Source organism: Prevotella sp. oral taxon 306 str. F0472 (assembly GCF_000257925.1).
GTDB classification, from domain to species: Bacteria; Bacteroidota; Bacteroidia; order Bacteroidales; family Bacteroidaceae; genus Prevotella; species Prevotella vespertina.
Map to the genome: position 1 here is coordinate 24,497 of NZ_AJIN01000053.1, position 22,139 is coordinate 46,635.

The window sequence follows — 22,139 nt, forward strand, 5'->3', positions numbered from 1 at the left end:
CCTCTATTCCCACTTATCATCCTCTTCCATCCTACTAGTAGTATTCACGCCCCTCTCCATTCGGAGAGGGGGACGGGGGTGAGGCTGTTTCCTTAATTCCAAAACACAATTACCTCTATTCCTGCTAACCATCCTCTCTCATCCTACTAGCAGTCTTCACTCCCCTCTCCATTCGGAGAGGGGTTGGGGGAGAGGCTGTAGATGGACGGGGGAGAGGCTGTAGTTGGGTTGGGGGTGAGGCTGTTGGAGGGGCTTGGGGAGGCTTTTTCTTAAATAAAAATAACGCCTTCGATTTATGTACACACACACTTCTAAGCATGGAGATAGTTACGAATTGAAACTTGTATTGCGTACACTCTTCGTTTAAAAAAAGTGCATATAGTTGCAGTAAAAACGCATTATTAGATTATAAATATTAATGTTTTAAACAAAAGTAAGTGCTGATTGTAATTTTTTATGTGAATCTCTTGCATTTAATCTAAACATTCCCTAAATTTGTAGACATAGGTTCTGTCAATGTTTAAAAGGCACGATTACATAACAAATTGTTACTTGTTATATATATAATAAGGTGTCCTGCATAAAGACAGATGACACAAAGAAGTGTTCGAGAAGACTATTTTCTGTCAGTGTACAGAGTTGACGTAATGAAAGAAAGTATCACTATATAAAATTCAGTTAAGTAAAAGAGATCTATGGAAAAAAGATTCGCTTTATTTTTGTTCGGGCTATTGCTGTCCATCGGCACAGCGTTTGGTCAGACAAGAATCAATGGTATCGTAGTTTCTCAGGACGATGGTCAAGGGGTCATCGGAGCCTCTGTCATGGTACAGGGCACGACGACTGGAACTGTTACCGATATAGACGGTAAGTTCTCACTTGACGTTCCTGCAGGTAAGAAACTCGTAGTTAGTTACATTGGAATGACCACTCAGACCGTCACACCTAAGGATGGTATGAAGGTCACACTGACCAATGATAACCACCAACTCACGGAGGTTGTCGTTACAGGTATGACCCAACAGGACAAGAGATTGTTCTCTGGTGCAGCTACAAAGATTGATGCTTCGAAGGCAAAACTCGATGGTGTGGCTGATGTGAGTCGCTCTTTGGAGGGTCGTGCAGCAGGTGTCAGCGTTCAAAACGTGTCTGGTACCTTTGGTACAGCACCGAAGATTCGTGTGCGTGGTGCCACTTCTATCTATGGATCTTCTAAACCACTTTGGGTTGTAGATGGCGTCATCATGGACGATGTAGCTGAGGTGAATGCCGACAACCTATCATCAGGTGATGCTGCAACATTGATTTCTTCGGCTATTGCAGGACTCAATGCCGATGACATCGAGAGCTTCCAGATATTGAAGGATGGTTCTGCCACCTCTATATATGGTGCACGTGCAATGGGTGGCGTCATCGTAGTTACGACCAAAAAAGGTAAAGCAGGAAGTAACCGAATAAGCTACACTGGCGAGTATACTATGCGTCTTCGTCCTAGTTACTCACAGTTTAATATCATGAACTCACAGGAGCAGATGGGTGTTTACAAAGAGATGGCTGCAGACGGATTGTTCTCCTTCTCTCGTACACTTCGTGCTGCCACAAGTGGTATCTATGGTAAGATGTACAATCTCATCAACAGCTACAACGCAAGCACAGGCAAGTTTGGTCTTGCCAACACAGAGGATGCTATGAATGCTTACCTGCGTGAGGCGGAGATGAGAAACACTAACTGGTTTGACGAGTTGTTTACTAACTCGGTTTCAATGAACCACTCTGTCTCTATGTCTTCAGGTACTGACAAGGCTCAATACTACACCTCTTTCTCATTCATGGATGACCCAGGATGGACCGAGCAGAGCAAGGTTAGACGTATGACATATTCAATTAATGCGAACTACAATATCAATAAGAAGGTGTCGTTAAACCTAATTGGTAACACCTCATATCGTAAGCAACGCGCCCCAGGATCATTCAATCAAGAGGTTGATCCAACGTCTGGTGCGGTGAGTCGAAACTTCGATATCAACCCGTTCTCATACGCAATGAATGCTTCACGAGCATTGGATCCAGAGGCATATTACGTACGTAATTATGCTCCATTCAACATCCATAACGAGCTTAACAACAACTTCCTCGATTTTGATGTGCTCGATATGAAGGTGCAAGCAGAGTTGAAGTATAAGCCTATCACTAAACTTACACTTGCTGTACTCGGTGCTTATAAGTTCTCTACAACGACGCAGGCTTCACAGGTTCGCGAGCGTTCTAACATGGCAATGGCTTATCGTGCTATGGATGATGCCACTATCCGTGACAACAATCCATGGCTCTATCAAGACCCTGACCTACCTAACTCTCTGAAGTACTCAGTGCTTCCTCAGGGTGGTTTCTACAATGAGACAAAGTATAAGATGAATAGTTGGGACTTCCGTGCAACGGCTAGTTACAATGATGTCTTTAATGATCGTCACATTGTAAACCTATATGGTGGTATGGAAGTCAACAACATTGTTCGTAAACAAAGTGCTTACGATGGTGTCGGCATGCAGTATGATATGGGTTACCTTCCTAGTTACGACTACCACTACTTCAAGCAGGCAGTGGAAGATGGTAACCTCTATTACCAGTTGAGCAACAGCTATATGCGTGACGTTTCATTCTTTGGTACAGCTAACTACTCGTGGAAAGGACGCTATGCAGCTAACTTCACCACCCGTTACGAGGGTAGTAACCGATTGGGTAAGGCACGTTCTGCACGTTGGTTGCCTACTTGGAACGTATCAGGAGTATGGAATGTACATGAGGAGCCATGGTTCCAACAGACATTTAAGAACTCTTTGACTCACGCTACTCTTCGTGCATCTTACTCATTGACAGGTGATAAGCCAGCTATTACCAACTCACAGGTAATTATCCGCAGTACCAACATCTGGCGTCCATTCGCTGTCGATCAGGAGTCAGGTTTATATATCAGTCAGTTCGCAAATAAGGATCTGACCTATGAGAAGAAGCATGAGTTTAACATTGGTGCAGACCTTGGTTTCTTCAATAATCGCTTGAATGTAGTCTTCGATTGGTACACTCGTAACAACTACGACCTCATTGGTCCACGTACAACTAATGGTACAAAGGGTTCAATCATAGAGTATGCTAACGTTGCATCTATGAAGTCTCATGGTGAAGAACTATCTATTTCAAGCAAGAACATATTGAAGAAGAACTTCCAATGGAGCACCGACTTCATCTTCTCACACGTAAAGACTGAGGTTACATCACTCGATAGTCGTTCACGTATTATGTCGATGGTTTCAGGTACAGGATTTACCATGGTGGGTTATCCTTATCGTGCTCTTTTCTCTTTCGACTTCAAAGGTTTGAATAAAGATGGTATCCCTCAGGTAATCAATCAAGATGGTAAATTGACTACAAGTGACGTTGACTTCCAGAGTTATGACCTCACTCACTTGAAGTATGAAGGTCCAACTGACCCAACCATTACCGGTTCTTTGAACAATACCTTTAGTTATAAGGGATGGCACTTGAGCTTCTTTATGACCTATGCCTTTGGTAATAAGGTTCGTTTGGATCCGTTCTTTAGCACAAGCTATAGCGATATGTTGGCTATGCCTAAGGAGTTCCGCAACCGTTGGACAAAGGCTGGTGATGAAGAGAAAACCACTATCCCTGCTATTGCCGACCTACGTACTCTGCAGCAGGATGGTTACCTCAATCGTGCTTATAACGCTTATAACTATTCGAACGAGCGTATTGCAAAGGGCGACTTCATCCGTATGAAAGAGATTTCACTATCGTATGACTTCCCTGCACAACTGATTCGTCACTTGTCATTGAGTGCGCTCAGTTTGAAGCTCCAAGCAACCAATCTCTTCCTTATCTACACTGATAAGAAGCTCAACGGACAAGACCCAGAGTTTATGAATGCAGGTGGTGTGGCTCTTCCAACACCTCGTCAGTTCACCTTGACATTGCGTCTTGGCATCTAACACATTATTATATATAGACAAGAACATGAAGAATTTAAATATACTGCTTGCTGGATTAGGACTTATTGCCCTATCCTCTTGCAACGACTTCCTAGATAAGTTGCCTGATGATCGAGCAGAGGTTAATACCTTTGAGAAAGCTAAGAAGCTCGTAGCTTCAGCCTATGCAGAGGGTTCTCCAGCCTTTCTAATGGAATGGAGTAGCGATAACGTCATGGATAATGGTAAGACTTTCTTGTATCAAACGAACCAAAGTGAAGTCTATCGCTGGAAGCCTGTTACGACCACAGAAAATGATGATCCACGCAGCGTGTGGAATAATTCTTACCTCGCAGTAGGGCATGCCAACGAGGTGTTAGCAAGCCTTAGTAAGGTGAAAGATCGCGATCCTTCACCAGTACGTGCAGAAGCCTTGTTGTGCAGAGCATGGACAATGTTCCGCCTTTCAAACATCTTCTGTATGGCATACGATGGTACGAAAGCCGACCAATACTTAGGTCTCCCTTATCCAAAGGAGCCTGGAGTATCTGTTAACGAACGTGGAACTTTGAAGCAACTATACGAGAATATCAATGCAGACATTGAAGAAGCTCTGCCGTTACTGGACGATAGTTACTTGACAGCTCCTAAGTATCACTTCAACAGTCGGGCGGCTTATGCCTTCGCAGCTCGCTTCAATCTCTATTATGGACAGTGGCAGAAAGCGATCGATTATGCTACTAAGTCGTTGGGTTCAACACCATCAGCTGATTTGCGTAATTGGGCACATTATAAGACACTCAGTGGTTCGATAGATATCCACAATGCCTACATTAGTTCAAGTGAGAAGGCTAATTACATGCTTCAAACAGCTTACTCTTCATTGGGACGGTTGATCAGCTCGGGTGCACTCCGCTTTAACTTTGCACAGTTATTGGTAGAGAAAGAACTCTTCTGGGCACCTATGCCATGGGGTAGAGGCTCACAGAATAACACGCTGTATCAGTCTCGTATGCTCTATGGTAATACACAGCTTACGTTCTTCCCAAAGATTATGTCCGAGATACAGTACACCAATGCTGCAAAGACGACAGGCTATGTCCATAGTTTGGATGCTGTGTTGACGGCTGATGAAACGCTATTGGTACGTGCAGAGGCAGAGATCTTGTTGAAGAATTACACAGCAGCTTTGGCTGATATGAATGCGTGGGTTGTATCACACACAGAGGAGACTGTGGGTTCTGCAACACGTCCTACTCTGACCGAGGCATCAATCAACAGCTTCTTTAATGGGCTTTCAACAGTTCCTGCAAAGGTGATGATGGATGCACAGATGGGTGTAAAGAAACCATTACATCCACAAGGCTTTAGCGTAGAAGATGGCACACAGACCAATATGCTTTACGCCCTCTTACAGATGCGTCGTATAGAGACTTGGCAGCAGGGATTGCGTTTCCAGGATATTAAACGCTATGGTATTGAGATTACGCACCGCATAGATGGTGAAGATCCAATCTATTTCGTGGCTGGCGATTTACGTGGTGCTATACAGTTGCCATCCGATGTTATCAATAGTGGACTACAAGCTAATCCACGTAACTAAACGATGAAGGAGGTAATATAATATGAAGAATATAAAATTAATGCTTATAGCAGCTGTACTCGTGCTAACGGCTGTCGCTTGTTCAAACGATGACGTTGATAAGGGGAATTCAATATTCCCTACAAAGACAGCGGAGCATCAGAACGATTTTGATAAGTGGTTGTATAAAAATTACACCGAGCCTTACAATATTAGATTTAATTACAAGTACGTTGACCAGAACTCCAATCTTAGCTATAATGTGACGCCTGCTGAGCTGAAACGTTCTATCGCTTTGGCAAAGATCATCAAGCATGTTTGGTTGGACGCATATACCGAGTTAATGGGACCAACGTTCTTGAAAGAGCATTGTTTCCGTGAGTTTCAGCTCATTGGATCCGCTCAGTACAATGGTCAAGGATCAATTACCTTGGGTTTTGCAGAGGGTGGTGTACGTGTGAACTTGTTCCAGGTTAACAACCTTGACTTTAATAACCTCTATATTGAGGAGCATGACCCTTATAACACATCGGGCGTCTTTGATTTGAATTTCTCATACTTCCACACAATGCACCATGAGTTTGCTCATATCCTAACGCAGCTCAAGAACTATTCAACAGACTTCCGTACGATTTCTCAGGGCAAGTATCATTCATCTGACTGGGTTAATGTCAGCAATCTGAAATCAGGTGCAGAAGGATTCGTTACAGGCTATGCCAGTGGTGAATATAACGAGGACTTTGCTGAGGTATTCGCATGTTATGTGACCGATACAGACGAGATGTGGCAGAAGAGATTGGCACAGGCTGTAACCGCAGCGGGTGGTAAAGAAGATGGAAAGAATGCTATTCTCGCTAAGTTATCATTGATTCGCAGCTACCTAATGGACTCTTGGGGCGTTGATATTGATAAGTTACGTAAGATTGTATTAAGGCGTGAGAGCGAGATAAGTAGCTTGGATCTTGAAACATTAAATTAAGAGATTTAGATTATGAAGAAGTTATATAGTTTATTATTTGCACTGACATCAATACTGCTGCTAGGTGCTTGTACACCTGAAGTAGATAGTGTCTTTGACAAGTCTTCTGCGAATCGTATAGCTGAATCAATCAGTAATACAAAGGCGATTTTGGCCTCTGCTCCTAATGGATGGAGAATGGCTTATTATGGTGCTGAGCAGTATGGTGGATACAACATATTCTGTAAGTTCGATACGGCGGAGAATGTGAAAGTGATGGAAGAAACCGATATGTCGGAAGCTGAGTCACATTATACTGTAAGTCAGTCTCAGGGTGTTCAGCTCTCATTTGACACTTTCAATAAAGCTTTCCACAAATTCTCTGATCCTGTTGGAAAGCTCGATGGCGCACAAGTAGGGCAGGCTGGTAAGGGCTTCGAAGGCGACTTTGAGTTCCGTGTGTTGTCTTGCTCAAAGGATAGTATTGTTCTTCAAGGTAAGAAGGGAGAGGCTCGTATCGTCATGACACCTGTGCCTGAGAATCAAACATGGAGTGATTACATTGCCGATGCACACTATATGAAGACGTTGATGACCTCTGATCGCTATCGTCTTGTTCTAGGAAATGACACTTTAAAAGCCATTAAGACGGATTATAATGTCATTGCGGTAACAGATACAAATGGTGTTGTTATCGACCTCCCATTCATCTATACCAATAAAGGAATGGACTTGCTTACACCAAAGAAAGTGCATGATAAGATCGTAAGGAACTTCACTTACTCTGAAAATGACAAGTGGGCGGACAGAAACGACAATACCGTTATGCTCATGCCATACTATCCTTCACCAGTGGAAGCGCTTATCTCTGGTCAATGGACAGTCAATTTGACTGAAACAAACTCCCAGACTGTAGATGTATGGAAGACTGTAAATGCTTATGCAAGTGCTATTTCTGGTAATAGGTACCCGTTCCGAAGTCTGTTCATCGGTACTTATGATGGTGATGAAGTATTCACTATCGGTGCTGTGTTTGGTCAAGCTGGAGGTCGAGTAGTATATGATTACGAGATAAATGACGATAATCACATTACGTTCATAGGCACTAATGAGCCAGCAACAGCCAAGTTGAATGGAGCACAAAACAATAACTATAGTGCCTTTAAGCGGTTATTCCGCTTTGATGATGTACTTGTTCGTTTCAAACTGAATGGTTTGGAAACAGCTTATGAGGTATCGCTCAATGATCCAAAGAACCCAACGAAGATAACATTAACATCTGTTTTGGATCCTACCTACAAGCTAGTCTTTAATAAGGGAATTAGTCTTGTCAACTTTAATTAAGAACGAATTGAGATGGAATTTATAGGGTATTCATAGATAAATAAGCAGAGAGGAGGTACGTTGCTAGATGCGGCGTGCCTCTTCTTGCTACTATCCTTACCTATTCCTAATCAGTAAATAGCAGTCTAAATGCCGCTTAATAATATAAGAGGAAATATACAAGAGATGAACTAATTAATAATCAATAAAAATAAATAGTATGAGGAAATTATACTCTATTATGCTATTGGCTGTCATGTTACTCCTGTCTGTTAACACCTTTGCACAAGGTGAAGACAATAAGGAGACAGCCATAACAGTTAACGTGGATGATGTTAGTCGCGTGGCAGTACGTGTCAATTATGGTCAGCCACTAGACTTACAAAATGGTGAGAATACTGTGAAGGTGCCACAGTATGGATCGATTCAGATTGAGGCAAAAACAGGTTGCTTCCTTTTAGGAGTGACGAGAAGTAAGCTTGGAGAAGATCCTGTTGACCAGCCTATCAGCTATCATAAGAGCTGCTCAATCTATGTTGCCAACCTTGATGCTGGTATATCTGTAGATGTAGAGTCAGGTACTTTTGAAGAGTATCGTGATGTATCCTTTACATTGAAAGTGGATGATGCCTCAAAGGTTCGTGCTAGCTTGGCTGAAACCCAAACAAGCCTCTCTTTGCAGAATGGTGATAACTCTATTAAATTCGTAGATCAACTTGAAAACACACTTATGATAGGTTCTGCTAGCTATGGCGGGGCACCTATATATAAGGTGACACAAGATGGTAAAGATATTCCAAGTAATGATGGTGAATATCGTGTGACGCTCACTCCTAACACAGTTGTCAGTGTTCAAGCTAATTACCCAGATGTTGATTGCCCTGTAAAGTTCAACTTCTCCGATGAAGCGATTAAGGGAGTTCTATCCAAGGTGATGGTCGATGGACAAGAAGTTAATAATTACCTTGCTAGCAACTTCACAGTGAAAGCAGGTAAGAAGATTAGTTTGAACTTCAATACTAACGACTACGCATTAGACGAACTAAAGGTTAATGGTAAGAAAATCACCATCTATGGAATCTCTTACGATTACCTTGTTGCAGATGAGACCACTATTGACGTGAAGGCACATAAGTATGCTATGCTTCACGCAAAAGTATCTGTTGACACTCCTGCGAATATCACTCTCTATCGTGGACAAAGCTATCAAAATAAGGTAGTCAGCCTTGTTGCAGGCGAAAACAACATCGAGTTTGGTGAGCGCAATAAGTATTTTGAGTTAAAACCAGTTTCTGGTTGTAAGATTAATAGTGTCAAGATTGATGGCATTCCACAATCTGCTAGCTATGACGGATCTTATCAGTTGAATCTGACCGATGGTGCAAATGTTGAGATCAAGACCTCTAAGATTGTAAGAGATAAGAAGGCAACCATTGTTATCGATGACCTTTCTGCAAGTCCTTATGGCTTCAACTTCGAGCGTGCCGATCACTCTGCAATCACCATGAATACAGGTGATAACACTCTCATGTTCACATCTGATGACAATCCATTCCGCTTCTCTGCCTATGGAGCAGACGCCAATACGATGGTTGTAAAACTCAATGGTCAGAAGGTTGCAAGTATTTATCCTAATAGTACTTCATATGAGGTAACATTGCAGGATGGCGATCGCTTAGAGATTAATATTAAGGGAGATCCAACGGGAATTGAGGCTGTTCGCCAATCAGCAAACGGCAAGAACGAAGTTTATCGTTTGGATGGAACACGTGTAAATGAGACCAAGTTGCCACGTGGAATATATATTATCAATGGTAAGAAAGTTATAATCAAATAATTGATGAAAAAGTTTTTATTAACCATTTTAAGCCTTGGTTTGGCTTGGACTGCACATGGTCAGTCCAAGCTCGACCTACAGAGTCAGATGGAGTTATTACGTATGCGCAATACCTCTATACCTACTTACAATAGTCGGACACGTGCTTATGAGCCCCAAACATCGTTGCCAAAAGGAACCATGGCAATGGTTGAGTTTAAGGGTGATGATGCCTTGCGAAAGCTCGAGGAAGAAGGTGTAAAGGTGCTCCGTGTGCGTGGTAACATCGCAATTGTCTCTTTGCCTGTTGCTGATGTAGAGCGTGTTGCAAGTCTGATGTGCGTTTCTCGCATGGAACTTCCACGTCGTGTGTATCAGAAGATGGATGTGGTGCGTAAGGAGATAGGCGTCGACAAGATTCATCAAGGGCTTGACCTCCCACAGGCTTACACTGGTAAAGGTGTTGTGACGGGTATCGTTGATGGAAGTATTGAGGCTAACCATATTAACTTCCTCAAGTCTGATGGCACCACACGTTTCGGTTACATCAGTAAGATAACAAAGTCAACAGCTACAAAGGAAGGCTACCTTTATCAGAATTATTATCCACAGGCTGTGATGGACACTATGGCACACAAGGATGAGACTTATTCGATAGAGAAGGACTTCACAACCGACTCTGAAAAGAGCTTCCATGGCACTCATACTACTGGAATCATGGCTGGTGGCTATCGTGGGAACATCACTTATGCCAAAAGAGTGACTGATTCTACATCCGTCCAGACTGTTGGTCCGAATCCATTCTACGGCTGTGCGCCCGAATCAGAGCTTGTTGCTTCATGCGGCGACTTGCAAGATATGTTTATCGCAATGGGTGTTGACGACATTGTCAACTATGCGAAGTTATCTGGCAAAGAGCCTAAACCCTGCGTTATCAACCTTTCTTTAGGTAGTAACGTTGGTGCTCACGACTCTACAAGTGTGATGAATAAGTTCCTTGCAGAGTGTGGTAAGGATGTAATCATCTGTGTGGCAGCAGGTAATGAAGCTAGTTATCCTGTGGCATATACGGCTAAGTTCGATCAACCAGAGCAGATTAAGCAAACCCTCATACGCCCAATGTCAGAGGGAGAGTTTAAGATGACGAGCAAAACCTACTATAACTTGCGTAATGGGCAGGTAGCTGTTTATAGTCAGGACTCCACTGAGTTCGAGATGCAAGTCATCATTTACAATGGTTTAACAAAGGCTATTGCTAAGCGATACACTGTTAAGAACAATACTAATGGTCAGCCCGTTACCATCTCATCAGGTGGTGACTATGCTATTAGTGGAGCTTCCACAGATGCTGGCTTCGCAAAGGCTTTCGATGGATATATCGGTCTTGCGTCAATGAAAGACCCTGAAACGGGTCGTTACTACGCCCTGGCTCAGTTCCTGACCAGCGACAATCAAGTCACAAATAAGGATGGGCACTACAAGCTCGGACTCTTGTTTAAGAGCAAGAAAGCCGGTCAGCGCATTGATGCCTATGGTGATGCACAGTTTGTTTACTTCGATAACTATGGTCTACCTAAGTTCGACAAAGGTTCGCGCAATGGCTCAATTAGTGATATGGCATGTGCCAAGAATGTTATTAGCGTGGGCAGTTACAATGTTCGCAAACACTGGCCTTGTCTCGACGGATGGGTCTATGGCTATAATGTAAAGAATGGTATCGATGAGTATCCAGATGGAGAAGCCACTCGATTCTCATCTTATGGCACTATTGCTGACGGCAGAAGCCTACCTAATATATGTGCTCCTGGTGCAGCAGCTATCATCTCTTCTTATAATGGCTACTTCGTTGACGACCCTGCCAATGGTGTTACTGATGCCGGACTACAGGGTAAGTTGAAGAAAGGGAACAAGACTTATTACTGGGCGCAGACGTTAGGTACATCTATGGCAACGCCTGTTGTAGCAGGTTCCATTGCTCTTTGGCTTCAAGCTAATCCTAGATTGAAGTACGAGGATGTGTTCCGTATTATCCAGCAGACTGCTGTTAAGGATGATAAAGTGCTCCATACAGGCGATCCTGTGCAGTGGGGTGCGGGCAAGTTCAATGCTTATGATGGATTAAAAGAGGTGTTGCGTGAGATGGCAGCAGGTATTGATGGTGTGAAGACAGTGGCTGAGAAGACAGAACCTGTTATCACCATGACTGGCGATCGTTCATTCCGTGTATTCCTCGCAGGTGCTAAACAGTTTGGTTTGCGCGTCTATACCGTCTCTGGACAGCTTGTTCATGCACAGCAGTGTGTGGGCGATGAGGCTGATGTTAATGCCACTTCATGGGGCAAGGGCGTGTACCTTGTACAAGTAGCAGGCGGAGTTTCAAAACGAATTATCATTTATTAATTTATTCAATGGATATGAATAAAAAGTTTACCTATCTGTCATCTTTCCTCATAGGGATAGTGGCGATGCTTTTATGTCCGCTTGTTGTGCATGCACAAGAGGGCGATCCTATTATCTCCTTCCATACTAATATCTATGCGAAGGCTACCAGTGCTGGAACCACACCAATGGTTTATCTATCTCTCGGAGCCACCGATTCGACTACACTTAGCGTCGATGGCGGTAACGGCGGAGAAGAGGCTGAGGTCGGAAAAGCCGACTTGACGACCACTGAACAGGGCGAAGTCGCTGTGAAGGGATCGCCTGTTTCTGTGCAAGTAGATGCTAACGGCTGGGTGAAGATCTATGGTGATGCCAGCAAGATCGACTATTTCAATGCTTCTGGTCAAGAGATTGATCAAATCCAGTTCAGCGATCAGTTAGGTTTAAAGATTCTCAATCTTGAGCATAACTCATTGCAGGCTTTGAACATTAATAAGCTCCAGAAGTTACAAGTAATCTATTTGGAAGATAACCCCTTCACAGCTGCAACGCCGTTGATGATTGGTCGTTTGCCTAACCTCCAGGTATTGGAAGTAACGCAAATAGGCTATATCTCACCAAGTTTCACATTGAAGAACTTCCCTAATCTTGTGTCTTTCGATGCTTACCACACGGTAAGTCTAACTTCTTGTGACCCTACTGGTTGTCCTAATCTACGCCGTTTGAGCTTGGATATGACTTCTGTCTCTTCTGTAAATCTTAGTCAGAACCCTCTTTTGGAGGTGTTGAATGTCAGCGACTCACGCATTAAGACCCTTGATTTGAGCCGTAGTTCAAAGATTAAACAGTTGTATGCCTCTCACTCATCAGGTAGTATTAATACAGACGTAAAGTTTGATAATATCAATGTAAGATACTGTCCGCTACTTACTATCTTCTATTGTGATGGTAACAACTTAACCAATCTTGATCTCTCAAGAAACCCTGAACTCTTCACTTTCTCATGTGCTCGCAATAAGCTAAGAAACCTTGATTTAACCAAGAATACAAAGCTTTATAGCGTGAATGTCCGTTACAACTATCTTGACTTCGTAACGCTCCCTCAGCCTGGTAACTGGTTCGAGTATTATCACGAACAGAACAATCTTGAGGTGAATCCAACCTATAGTGTAGGGTCTGTTGTCGACCTTTCTAGTCGTGTTAATCGTCCTAGCTCAACCACAAATGGTGTGCTCTATCGTGTACCAAAGGATGACCCAACGAAGCCAGAGAAGCTCTCTGACGATTATTACGACTATGACAAGGGTAAGGTAACACTGAAACGTGCGCTGGACGATGAAGTCTTCATCCAGTATGATAACTCTGTCTTGAAGGATTACTCACTACGTACTGAGAACTTCAGAATAAAGACTGCAGCTGAATTTGGGCAAGACGACAAGGCTTTCTCATTTGTTACTGGCAACGCACAAGGCTCTGCCATCAACATGACAATTGGTGTGAAGGGTGCTACGGCAGCTGTTCCTGTAAAGGTGAAGATCGACTTTGGTAATGGCACGAAGGTAGAGAAAACTGTTGTAGACGAGCTTCCTACCGCTGTTAATGTTACAGGAACTCTTAATGGGTCAAACGTTGTTACGGTTTATGTACCACAGGATAAGCAGATTACATCATTGAAGATGGACGGTGTACAGTTGTCTAAGATCGACCTCTCTAACCTCCCTCAGCTTCGTGAACTCGCTTTGACTCATGCCGCAATGGACTCTGTTGACCTCGGTTATAACAACAAGCTCGAGAAGTTAGACCTCTCAAATAACAACATGAGAAAGGTGAGCTTGAAGGGACCTTCTACTTACTTCGATAAGAGTATATTGACTGACATCAACCTTAGTCACAACAATTTGGAGACAATCGAGTATAACAACATCACTGTTGTTCGTAATCTTGATGTAAGTTACAACAAACTTGTTAAACTCGGAGTAAACAATGCCGACAACCTCCGCTCATTTGATGCTTCACACAACCAGTTCAACACCATGCTGCTGAACCATAGTGAGTTGCTTGAGAATCTGAATATTTCTTATAACCAACTGTCGAAGTTCTACGTTCCTGCTAATGCTCCATTAAAGACTTTGGACATCCGTGGTAACTTCTTCACATTGGCTACTATGCCTGATTATCTTGCTCTCGGACAGGGTAAGTTCCTATATGCTCCACAGAACCCATTGGAGATCTCTACTGCTTCTCCTGGTATCGACCTATCTGAACAGTATATAACCAAGAACGGAAAAGTTACTCAGTACAAATGGAAGAAGTCGAATAATCAAGCTCTTACTGAGGGCACTGACTATACCATCAACAATGGTTCTTCTAAGTTTAAGAACACCAATACGGGTCGTATCTATTGTGAGATGACCCATGAGGCATACCCTGATTTCAAGGGTGTCAATGTGTTCCGAACAACCTATACTACACCTATCCCAATGCCAACAAACGTATTGGCAGAGTTCACAACAGTCAACCAGACTGATAGTGTAGACCTCTCTTTGGCTAGTCCAGTAGCAGGTACTTCGGTTTATTTCGAGTGGAGTGGCGACAACAATGTCTACCAGTATACACTAAAGGACACCTACACTCGCTTCCGTGCTAAGTCTAAGGCAGGAGCTAGAGTACGCGTACTTGTTGCTAACCCAACCGATGAGCTTTCAGTCTTCAGTGTATCAAATGTACAGATGGAGAACGCTGATCTCTCTAAACTGGGACGCACACACGCTATCACGCTATCGAATACTGGCTTGGAAAGTGTTAAGCTCCCAGCTGATGCACAGTACATTACTCAGCTCAACCTAAGCGGTAATAAGCTCGCTAGCTTTGATGTGTCTAAGTATCCAAACTTGTCATTCTTGTCATTAGCAGACAATAAGATTTCCTCTATCGACCTCTCTTCTGCAAAGAAGTTAGAGCTTGCGATGATCTCAAACAACAGCTTGACAAGTATTGTACTTGATAACCCAATCTTGTGGAACTTAGACTTGAGTGTGAACAAACTAGAGTCTATCGACGTGTCAAAGTTGCCTAAGTTGCAACAGTTGTTCTTAGCTTCTAATAGATTGACAGCCGTTTCTGTACCTTATAAGCAGAACCCTGAGCTAACTGTTCTCAACCTTGTTGGCAATCGTCTACGCTTCTCTACCATGCCTCCTGCTACTGAGAGAGTGACGAAAGCTGGTACTAGAGTACAGCGTTTTAACAAGTACTCATACAACCTTCAGGACCCAATTAAGGTTGAATGTGTCGATGGTAAGGTTGATCTCAGCTCTGAGGTAACAGCTGGTGGGAAGCCAACTACATTCCGTTGGTTCGTTGGTAACGTTCAAGTTATTGATGGTGAGTTGCAAGGCGAAGAGCTAGAACTCAATGAATCATACACTCTTGAGAATGGTGTCACTACATTGAAACTGGATAATCCAATCAACAATCTCGTTTGTGTAATGACCAATCTTGCCTTCCCAAGTGCCGTTCTTCACACTGATTACGTTAAGTATGTTCCAACGGGTATTGACGCTGTGAAGACCAATGAAGAGGTCAAGATTCAGTTCGTGGCAGGTGGTATTAACATCGTAGGAGGTGAGAACAGCCCTGTAGCTGTTTACTCTATTGATGGTAAGACTATCTATCGTGCAAAGGCAGCTACAGCTGATATGCACATCTCATTGGCTCCTGGTACATACATTGTACGTGTAGGCAATAAGGCTTCAAAGATCTGTTTGAAGTAAAGAAGAAGCCTCACACCAATCCATCTACAGCCTCACCCCCTCTCCGAACCAACGGTCACTGACCGAAGGGAAGTAATGGAGAGGGGAGTGAAGACTGCTGGTTGTAGATAAAGAAGAAGCCTCTCCCCCAACCCCTCTCCGAATGGAGAGGGGAGTAGAGACTATTATTTTCAGATAAAGAGGGCGTTTTGTAGGTGTAAAGAAAGGCTCTCTTCGATAAGACGAAACGTCCTTCTCAAATGGAGAAGGGCGTTTCCTTCTTTTTACCCTTTCGCTATCATGACTCTTGTTCCTATGTTCCTCTGTCTTAATAATATGTCCTTAAACCAATATGTCTTTATGTCATTTTGTCTAAAGAACTATGTCCCTCTGTCTTAATAATATGTCCTTACAACAATATGTCTTTATGTCATTTTGTCTAAAGAACTATGTCCTTCTGTCTGAAAAGCCTGTTCTTCTGTCTCACCTTATTTATATATAAGCCCCCACGCAACATCGTTTTTGTTAATTTTTCATCGTCTAAATAGAGGCGTTAAAGGCAAAAAGTGAAGTGAAAGTATTGCTTGTTTCGTATATAATTCATACCTTTGCAGTGTGATTTGGAATAATTACAATATGCCAAAAGGATAACACTTGATAGCGAGAAGACCATCAGAAGGAGTGGAGCTATCAATGCGGCATGATGAAGAAATACATTATTTAAATACAAAAACATTATGAAGAAGAAATTTATTTGCACAGTATGTGGTTACATGTATGAGGGTGCTGAAGCACCAGCAGAGTGCCCAGTTTGCCACGCAAAGGCCGACAAGTTCAAGGAGTTCAACCCAGCTGCTTTGAAGGGAACAAAGACTGAGCAGAACCTTATGAATGCTTTTGCAGGTGAGAGCCAGGCTCACACTAAGTACCTCTATTACGCTTCTAAGGCTAAGAAAGATGGTTACGAGCAGATCGCAGGGTTCTTTGAAGAGACCGCACGTAACGAGAAGGAGCATGCTAAAATATGGTTCAAGTTCTTGCATGAGGGCGATATCCCAACAACAACACAGAACCTTGCTGATGCTGCTGCAGGCGAGAACTACGAGTGGACAGACATGTATGAGCAGATGGCAAAAGAGGCTATGGAGGAAGGCTTCCCAGAGTTGGCTGTTAAGTTCCGTGGCGTTGGTAAGGTTGAAAAGCACCACGAGGAGCGTTATCGCAAGTTGTTGAAGAACATCGAGGATAAGGTTGTCTTCTCGCGTGATGGCGATTGCATTTGGCAGTGCCGCAACTGTGGTCACATCGTTATAGGCAAGAAGGCACCTGCTGTTTGCCCTGTTTGCAACCACCCACAGAGCTTCTTCCAGGTTGAGGAAAGCAATTACTAAATCCTCATTCATCGTGACGCCGACAAGACATAATCGTCTGTCTTTGTAATTCCACAGGCTTTGTCACGAGTGAGAGAACGAACGATAAGAGTTGTATCAATGCTGATACAACTCTTTTTTTATAGCACCTTTTGCTATTAAAGTGCCCGTTTTATCAGATAATTTTCGTACTTTTGCGCCACTTTTTGCCCTTTGGCAACAACATAAACATTAATATTCTACAATGGAAACTGCAAAGGATAACGAAACAGAAAGTCTACTGGCATGGACTGAAGTGAATCACCAACCCGATGATTATAACCCTTTTGTGAAGGCTGCGCTACTAAGTCGTGCCACACGATTCAGCCTCTGTCGCACGGGAGAAGAGCCCCAGCAGGTGCGCCAGAGTTTCGTTGTTTTCCGTGAGAAAGGTGCGGAAGAGTGGGAAGATGATGCCCCTTTGGGACGCATTGAGGCGATGGTCTTAGCTGATGATGACGAGGAGGTGCGCCCTGCTGAAGTAATCAATTTGGGTGTAGAACCAGCCGAATTTCTGACCATGGTGCGCCAGGATGCCGACTCAACAACCTTTCAGATTGATTGGTTTCATGGTGAGGTAAGGGTCGAGGGAGCGACGAAAACTGATGAAGGATACGTTGTTAAGAAGGCTGATTGTGCAGATGGTAAGACGTTGAAGTGCATCCTCACGCCCGATAAAGGGGGCGAGTCGTTCAGTTTGGAACTGCAATTACCCTTTGTCGGATTTAATATCACGGCTGAAGATGGGGCGATGGTTGTGGGCGATCTGACGATTCCTTCCACCGAGTTAGACCATTATAACTATAGTTTCGTGGGCAGTGACGATGACGATAGATTTGCTGTTAGCCTTGACGATTTGGCTCAAAGCTATCAATATATATGGTATGAGGATGGCACATTGTCGGTTCGCAACCTAAGAAAAAAGATGGAGAAGGTGCGCGAACAGGCTGCACAAGGTAAGCTGTCAGAGCTGTTGCAAGGTTCGCGCAACGCCCTCGTGAAACATAAGGACACCCGTTGGCGTATCGTTGTGACGAAGGCTATGAAGACTGATGAGGCTTTGGAACTGGACCCTGTGGCACTTGCTCGAATGGTATTCACCCGCTTTCAGACGGCAGATGAGGCGGAAGATGCGCTGATGCGAGAGCTGATTGAAATGGAGGAGCACCACTTTTTCCAGTGGTTCTGGCTCAAGTCGGATGATTGGAGTCATGAACATCTGGCGCAACTAATGGGACTTAACGACATAGAACAGGATCAAGAGAAGATGATGCAACTGGCTTTACAATATAATCAGTTCGATCGTTTCATGCAGAAACTGCGTCGTGCTTCACTTGATGAGGCTGCTCCCGTGCAGGCTGATGCACTACAGATGCGCAACAACAAACGCAAGATTGCCCGTTGTTTGAAGCGTTTGGAACGCCATCAGAAAGGTGAGGAATCATTGTGGGAAGCCGATTTGGAGGTGAGAGAAGAGCTGTTGCAATTCTTCCGTTCACATCATGGTGCGTTCGAGACAATCGATTGATTACTTTGCAGTTCGGATTCTTTTTCGTATATTTGCACTGCGTCATAGGCTCTACAAAGCGGCTCATTGTCAGTCGCTCTCCGAATGGTAAGCGGCGTGAATGGGCTTGTTGACAAATCAAGAGGGCGTTTCTTTGTCATGAAGAGAGCCCCTCTTGGCATGAAGGAAACGCCTTCTTCGAATGGAGAAGAGCCTTTGTTGAAATCCTGCCCAGCCTTTTCGATGAGGAAGAAAGCCTCACGGAAGTTCCGTTGAAAGAGCTTTCTCCTATTGTGTGACAAGGCTCTCCGATGGAAGAAACAACTCTTTGACGTGTGAACTTGTCCACTCGTCGACTAAAACAGATTATCTTTTAGAATTGAAATAAACATCATAATAAATTAAGACAATGGCAAAATTAATTGTAAATAACTACGAAGAGCTAGCTGCCCGATTGGGTGAGAAGCTAGGAGAAAGTGAGTGGTTAGCAGTTGACCAAGAGCGTGTCAATCTTTTTGCTGACGCTACCCTCGATCATCAATGGATTCATGTTGACCAGGAGCGTGCCAAGGTGGAGAGTCCTTATAAGAGTACTATCGCACATGGTTACTTGACACTTTCGCTACTTCCACACATGTGGCAGGAGATTATCGAGGTGCATAATCTGAAGATGATGGTCAATTATGGCATGGACAAGATGCGCTTTGGTAAGCCCGTATTGACAGGTTCGCGCATTCGTTTGGTAGCCAGCCTCGATAGCATTGAGAACCTCCGTGGTATTTGCAAGGCGGGTATCAAGTTCCAAATCGAGATTGAGGGCGAACGCAAACCAGCCCTAGAAGGGATCGCAACCTTCCTTTACTATTTTGAATAAGCATAATTTGTAACGATAACCGAAAGGGTTGTTTCAAAGGTTGGGGTGCATGAGACGTGTACACGCAATGCTATTATTATAAGGTATATGAGCTTATATAACTTATGAATAATAGTAAAATAGACCTATGAAACAGCCCTTTTGTAGTCAAAAAGTGTTAAATGTTTGATATGCGGGGGCGTTAGTTGGAACATTATAGTACCTTTGCAAAACCTTTTAAGAGGGATAACATTATACAAACATCAGCTTGTAAGGATGTTTGATACAGGCGAACACAAATTAAAAAAAGACTTAGAAGTATGGCTTATGACCAACTGAAATTGCAGAATCAACTTTGTTTTAGATTGTACACAGCTAGTCGATTGATTACCCAGACTTACTTTCCAATGCTCGAGAAGTTAGGACTTACCTATCCACAATACCTCGTTTTGATGGCTTTGTGGGAGGAGGATGGACAGAAGGTGATGGAGTTGGCGCATCGACTCTACCTCGATTCAAACACGATGACACCGCTTGTTAAACGCATGGCAAGCGAGGGTCTGGTGACGAGAGTGAAGGGTAAGTTGGATGCACGAGAGACCTACGTTTATCTCACGGACAAGGCAAAAGGACTTGAAAGGCAGGCTGCAAGCGTACCTGCTTGTATGTTAGGAAAGGTGCTAAGTGACCGTACAAGTGTTGATGATATTCATTTGTTATCTGCTGAATTAGACGCTCTAATCAATACTCTCTCTGAACAACGAGCACAGGATAAAGCGGCTGCGAAGGACAAAGAGTGTCGTTATATATTGTAATCGGGGCTATAGAAAAGATTTGAATAAAGCATGGAGAAGAAGAGTATATATGGTCTGACGAAAGGGACGGGACTGGAGAAACTCATCGAGGCTGCCGCTATGGGCAAGGCAATGGGCGTGATGAATCATTATTCGTTGGCGTTGATGGCTGAAGAACAGGGGCTTCCGAAGGAGTTGGCAGAGCGTCTTCGTGAGTTAGCCAATCAGGAGTCTGTGCATGCAGGGTACTATGCGACGCTGAATGCAAAGTATCCTTCGGATGTGTTTCAGATGATGGAAAACATGCAGAAAGGCGAGTTGGGAGCAGGAAAGTTCCTACAACCTTTGGCTGACAAGGTGCGTGAGTTGGGGCGAGATGACGTCGCCGAACAGATTGAAGAGTATATACGGCAGGAGGTTCATCATGGTGAAGTGTTGGGCGAACTGCTTGCGAAATATAAACAATAAACGCCTGTTTATAAGGCTGTTAGTTCATTAGGACTGTGTCAAATCATACCTATCTGCGAGTGAGCGTGGGGGAGCGATGATTTGATAGAGTCCTTTTTTCTGTCTTGAAAGACCGTCGTTATAATTGTTCTTTGTGTGTCTTTTGATGGTTTTTCTGGTGTCTCTTTGCGTGGTATCTTTGGTTTTCAAGTGATTATTTACGAGGTTCTTATGTCTTTTAAAGAGGCTATTTCAATGTTCATTTGTTTGTATTGAATAGCCTTGATAGATGTTATTATGTCTTGGAAATATGCGGTAGTAAGATTGTGTAAGGCTGCTCTTCTGTCTTAAAAAAACTAAAATCATTTGTTGAATAACGCTTCTCTCTGAACTATTTAATAATTTTGTAACGTACAGATTACGTGCACGAGGATGTAAGATATACGTGAACAAATGAAGAAAAAACCAACTTATAAGGTTCCAGTAGCCACCTGCGCCATCGTTTTGGCAGTAGGGGCTATTACATTGGGGGTACTCATGGAGACACGCGAGATGGCGCCGCCTCGAAAGTATGAGGTGGATATGTCGGGTGATGTTATTGGTATTGATAATGGTCCGAAGACGCCTGTTTTGACGAAAGAGGAGGTCAAAGAAGAAGTGAAAGAGGAGATTAAAAAGGAGACTCCGAAGCCCGTTGAGTCGAAGAAGGAAGAGTCGGCAGAGGAGCCAGAGGAGCCTGTTATCGTTCCGAGTGTGCCTGAAGGACAGACGGAGTCGGCGCCTTCTGTTAAGGTTCCGAAGCCTGAAATCAAGAAACCAACAGTGGAGAGCATAGGGGAATAATATTGTTTTGTGCTGTTAAAGGTAGGCGCCTTTTCTTTAGAAAACGATCTTCTTTCTGGTTGATGTTAGCTTTTAGCACTACTATTAACCCTCTTTCAGCATTTTACAATATGCCTTTAGCAGTATTCTCACACCCCATCACCAATACTCCCAACAACGAATACTAATATTCGCTTGCCTCTCTTGCCACCATTTTCATACTTTACTCTCATCTCCACACGCCTATATATAAATATTCCCTATGCCTATATATAAATAAGGTGTAATGCCTTTTATTTCCTCTCAGGCGCAATAAAAACCACTTTTTATTGATTTTTTCTCTCAAAACATTTGGTAGTTTCTAGCAAAGTATATACCTTTGCACTCGCTTTTACGAAATAAGCTAGTTGCTTATGAGTGCTTAAAGCGATAAAGAAAGAGTTCTTTGAAAAGATTTACATAAACAGAGAAGTAGTACAAGAAGCGTCTGTTTGGTTATGAATCAAATAGA

General features: G+C 43.3%; 14 protein-coding genes. 13 read left to right on the forward strand and 1 reads right to left on the reverse strand.

Annotated features, from left to right (window positions below; translation table 11 throughout):
• The first annotated feature begins 695 nt into the window (after nt 1-695).
• The 9 genes from HMPREF9969_RS08055 (at nt 696) to HMPREF9969_RS08095 (ending at nt 18,733) form a co-directional block, all read left to right on the forward strand.
• A complete protein-coding gene (locus HMPREF9969_RS08055; RefSeq protein ID WP_009435329.1) occupies nt 696-4,004 on the forward strand; it encodes a SusC/RagA family TonB-linked outer membrane protein in 3,309 nt (1,102 codons plus the stop codon).
• Between the two features lie 25 nt (nt 4,005-4,029).
• Nucleotides 4,030-5,586 carry a RagB/SusD family nutrient uptake outer membrane protein gene (locus HMPREF9969_RS08060; protein WP_009435320.1) on the forward strand — a complete coding sequence of 519 codons (1,557 nt, stop codon included), beginning with the start codon at nt 4,030-4,032 and terminating at the stop codon, nt 5,584-5,586.
• A 22-nt stretch (nt 5,587-5,608) separates the two neighbouring features.
• Nucleotides 5,609-6,544: a putative zinc-binding metallopeptidase gene (locus HMPREF9969_RS08065; protein ID WP_009435324.1), complete on the forward strand. Its 936-nt coding sequence runs from the start codon at nt 5,609-5,611 to the stop codon at nt 6,542-6,544.
• A 12-nt stretch (nt 6,545-6,556) separates the two neighbouring features.
• A complete protein-coding gene (locus HMPREF9969_RS08070) occupies nt 6,557-7,867 on the forward strand; it encodes a DUF4302 domain-containing protein (protein ID WP_009435326.1) in 1,311 nt (436 codons plus the stop codon).
• A 199-nt stretch (nt 7,868-8,066) separates the two neighbouring features.
• Nucleotides 8,067-9,683 carry a hypothetical protein gene (locus tag HMPREF9969_RS08075; RefSeq protein WP_009435313.1) on the forward strand — a complete coding sequence of 539 codons (1,617 nt, stop codon included), beginning with the start codon at nt 8,067-8,069 and terminating at the stop codon, nt 9,681-9,683.
• Nucleotides 9,684-9,686: 3 nt separating this feature from the next.
• Nucleotides 9,687-12,062, forward strand: coding sequence for a S8 family peptidase (locus HMPREF9969_RS08080; RefSeq protein ID WP_009435335.1), 2,376 nt, complete (start codon nt 9,687-9,689; stop codon nt 12,060-12,062).
• An 8-nt stretch (nt 12,063-12,070) separates the two neighbouring features.
• Nucleotides 12,071-15,817 (forward strand): leucine-rich repeat domain-containing protein, encoded by a 3,747-nt coding sequence (locus HMPREF9969_RS08085; protein ID WP_198005082.1) that lies wholly within the window; start codon nt 12,071-12,073, stop codon nt 15,815-15,817.
• 716 nt (nt 15,818-16,533) lie between these two features.
• The gene (gene rbr / locus HMPREF9969_RS08090; protein WP_036895507.1) at nt 16,534-17,187 is read left to right on the forward strand and encodes a rubrerythrin; all 654 of its coding nucleotides are present in this window, start codon (nt 16,534-16,536) and stop codon (nt 17,185-17,187) included.
• Nucleotides 17,188-17,410: 223 nt separating this feature from the next.
• Nucleotides 17,411-18,733: a hypothetical protein gene (locus HMPREF9969_RS08095; RefSeq protein ID WP_009435327.1), complete on the forward strand. Its 1,323-nt coding sequence runs from the start codon at nt 17,411-17,413 to the stop codon at nt 18,731-18,733.
• Here HMPREF9969_RS08095 and HMPREF9969_RS12875 read toward each other — a convergent pair.
• Entirely contained in the window at nt 18,706-19,014 is a 309-nt protein-coding gene (locus tag HMPREF9969_RS12875; protein WP_156787968.1) for a hypothetical protein, read from the reverse strand. The two genes, HMPREF9969_RS08095 and HMPREF9969_RS12875, sit on opposite strands and share 28 nt — an antisense overlap.
• 107 nt (nt 19,015-19,121) lie before the next feature.
• Here HMPREF9969_RS12875 and HMPREF9969_RS08100 point away from each other — a divergent pair, with 107 nt between their 5' ends.
• From HMPREF9969_RS08100 to HMPREF9969_RS08115, 4 genes are all read left to right on the forward strand, one after another.
• The gene (locus HMPREF9969_RS08100) at nt 19,122-19,586 is read left to right on the forward strand and encodes a MaoC family dehydratase (protein WP_009435322.1); all 465 of its coding nucleotides are present in this window, start codon (nt 19,122-19,124) and stop codon (nt 19,584-19,586) included.
• Between the two features lie 299 nt (nt 19,587-19,885).
• Nucleotides 19,886-20,380 carry a MarR family winged helix-turn-helix transcriptional regulator gene (locus HMPREF9969_RS08105; RefSeq protein WP_009435314.1) on the forward strand — a complete coding sequence of 165 codons (495 nt, stop codon included), beginning with the start codon at nt 19,886-19,888 and terminating at the stop codon, nt 20,378-20,380.
• A 30-nt stretch (nt 20,381-20,410) separates the two neighbouring features.
• Nucleotides 20,411-20,827 carry a ferritin-like domain-containing protein gene (locus tag HMPREF9969_RS08110; RefSeq protein ID WP_009435316.1) on the forward strand — a complete coding sequence of 139 codons (417 nt, stop codon included), beginning with the start codon at nt 20,411-20,413 and terminating at the stop codon, nt 20,825-20,827.
• 432 nt (nt 20,828-21,259) lie between these two features.
• Nucleotides 21,260-21,649: a hypothetical protein gene (locus tag HMPREF9969_RS08115; protein WP_009435334.1), complete on the forward strand. Its 390-nt coding sequence runs from the start codon at nt 21,260-21,262 to the stop codon at nt 21,647-21,649.
• Nucleotides 21,650-22,139 lie beyond the last annotated feature (490 nt).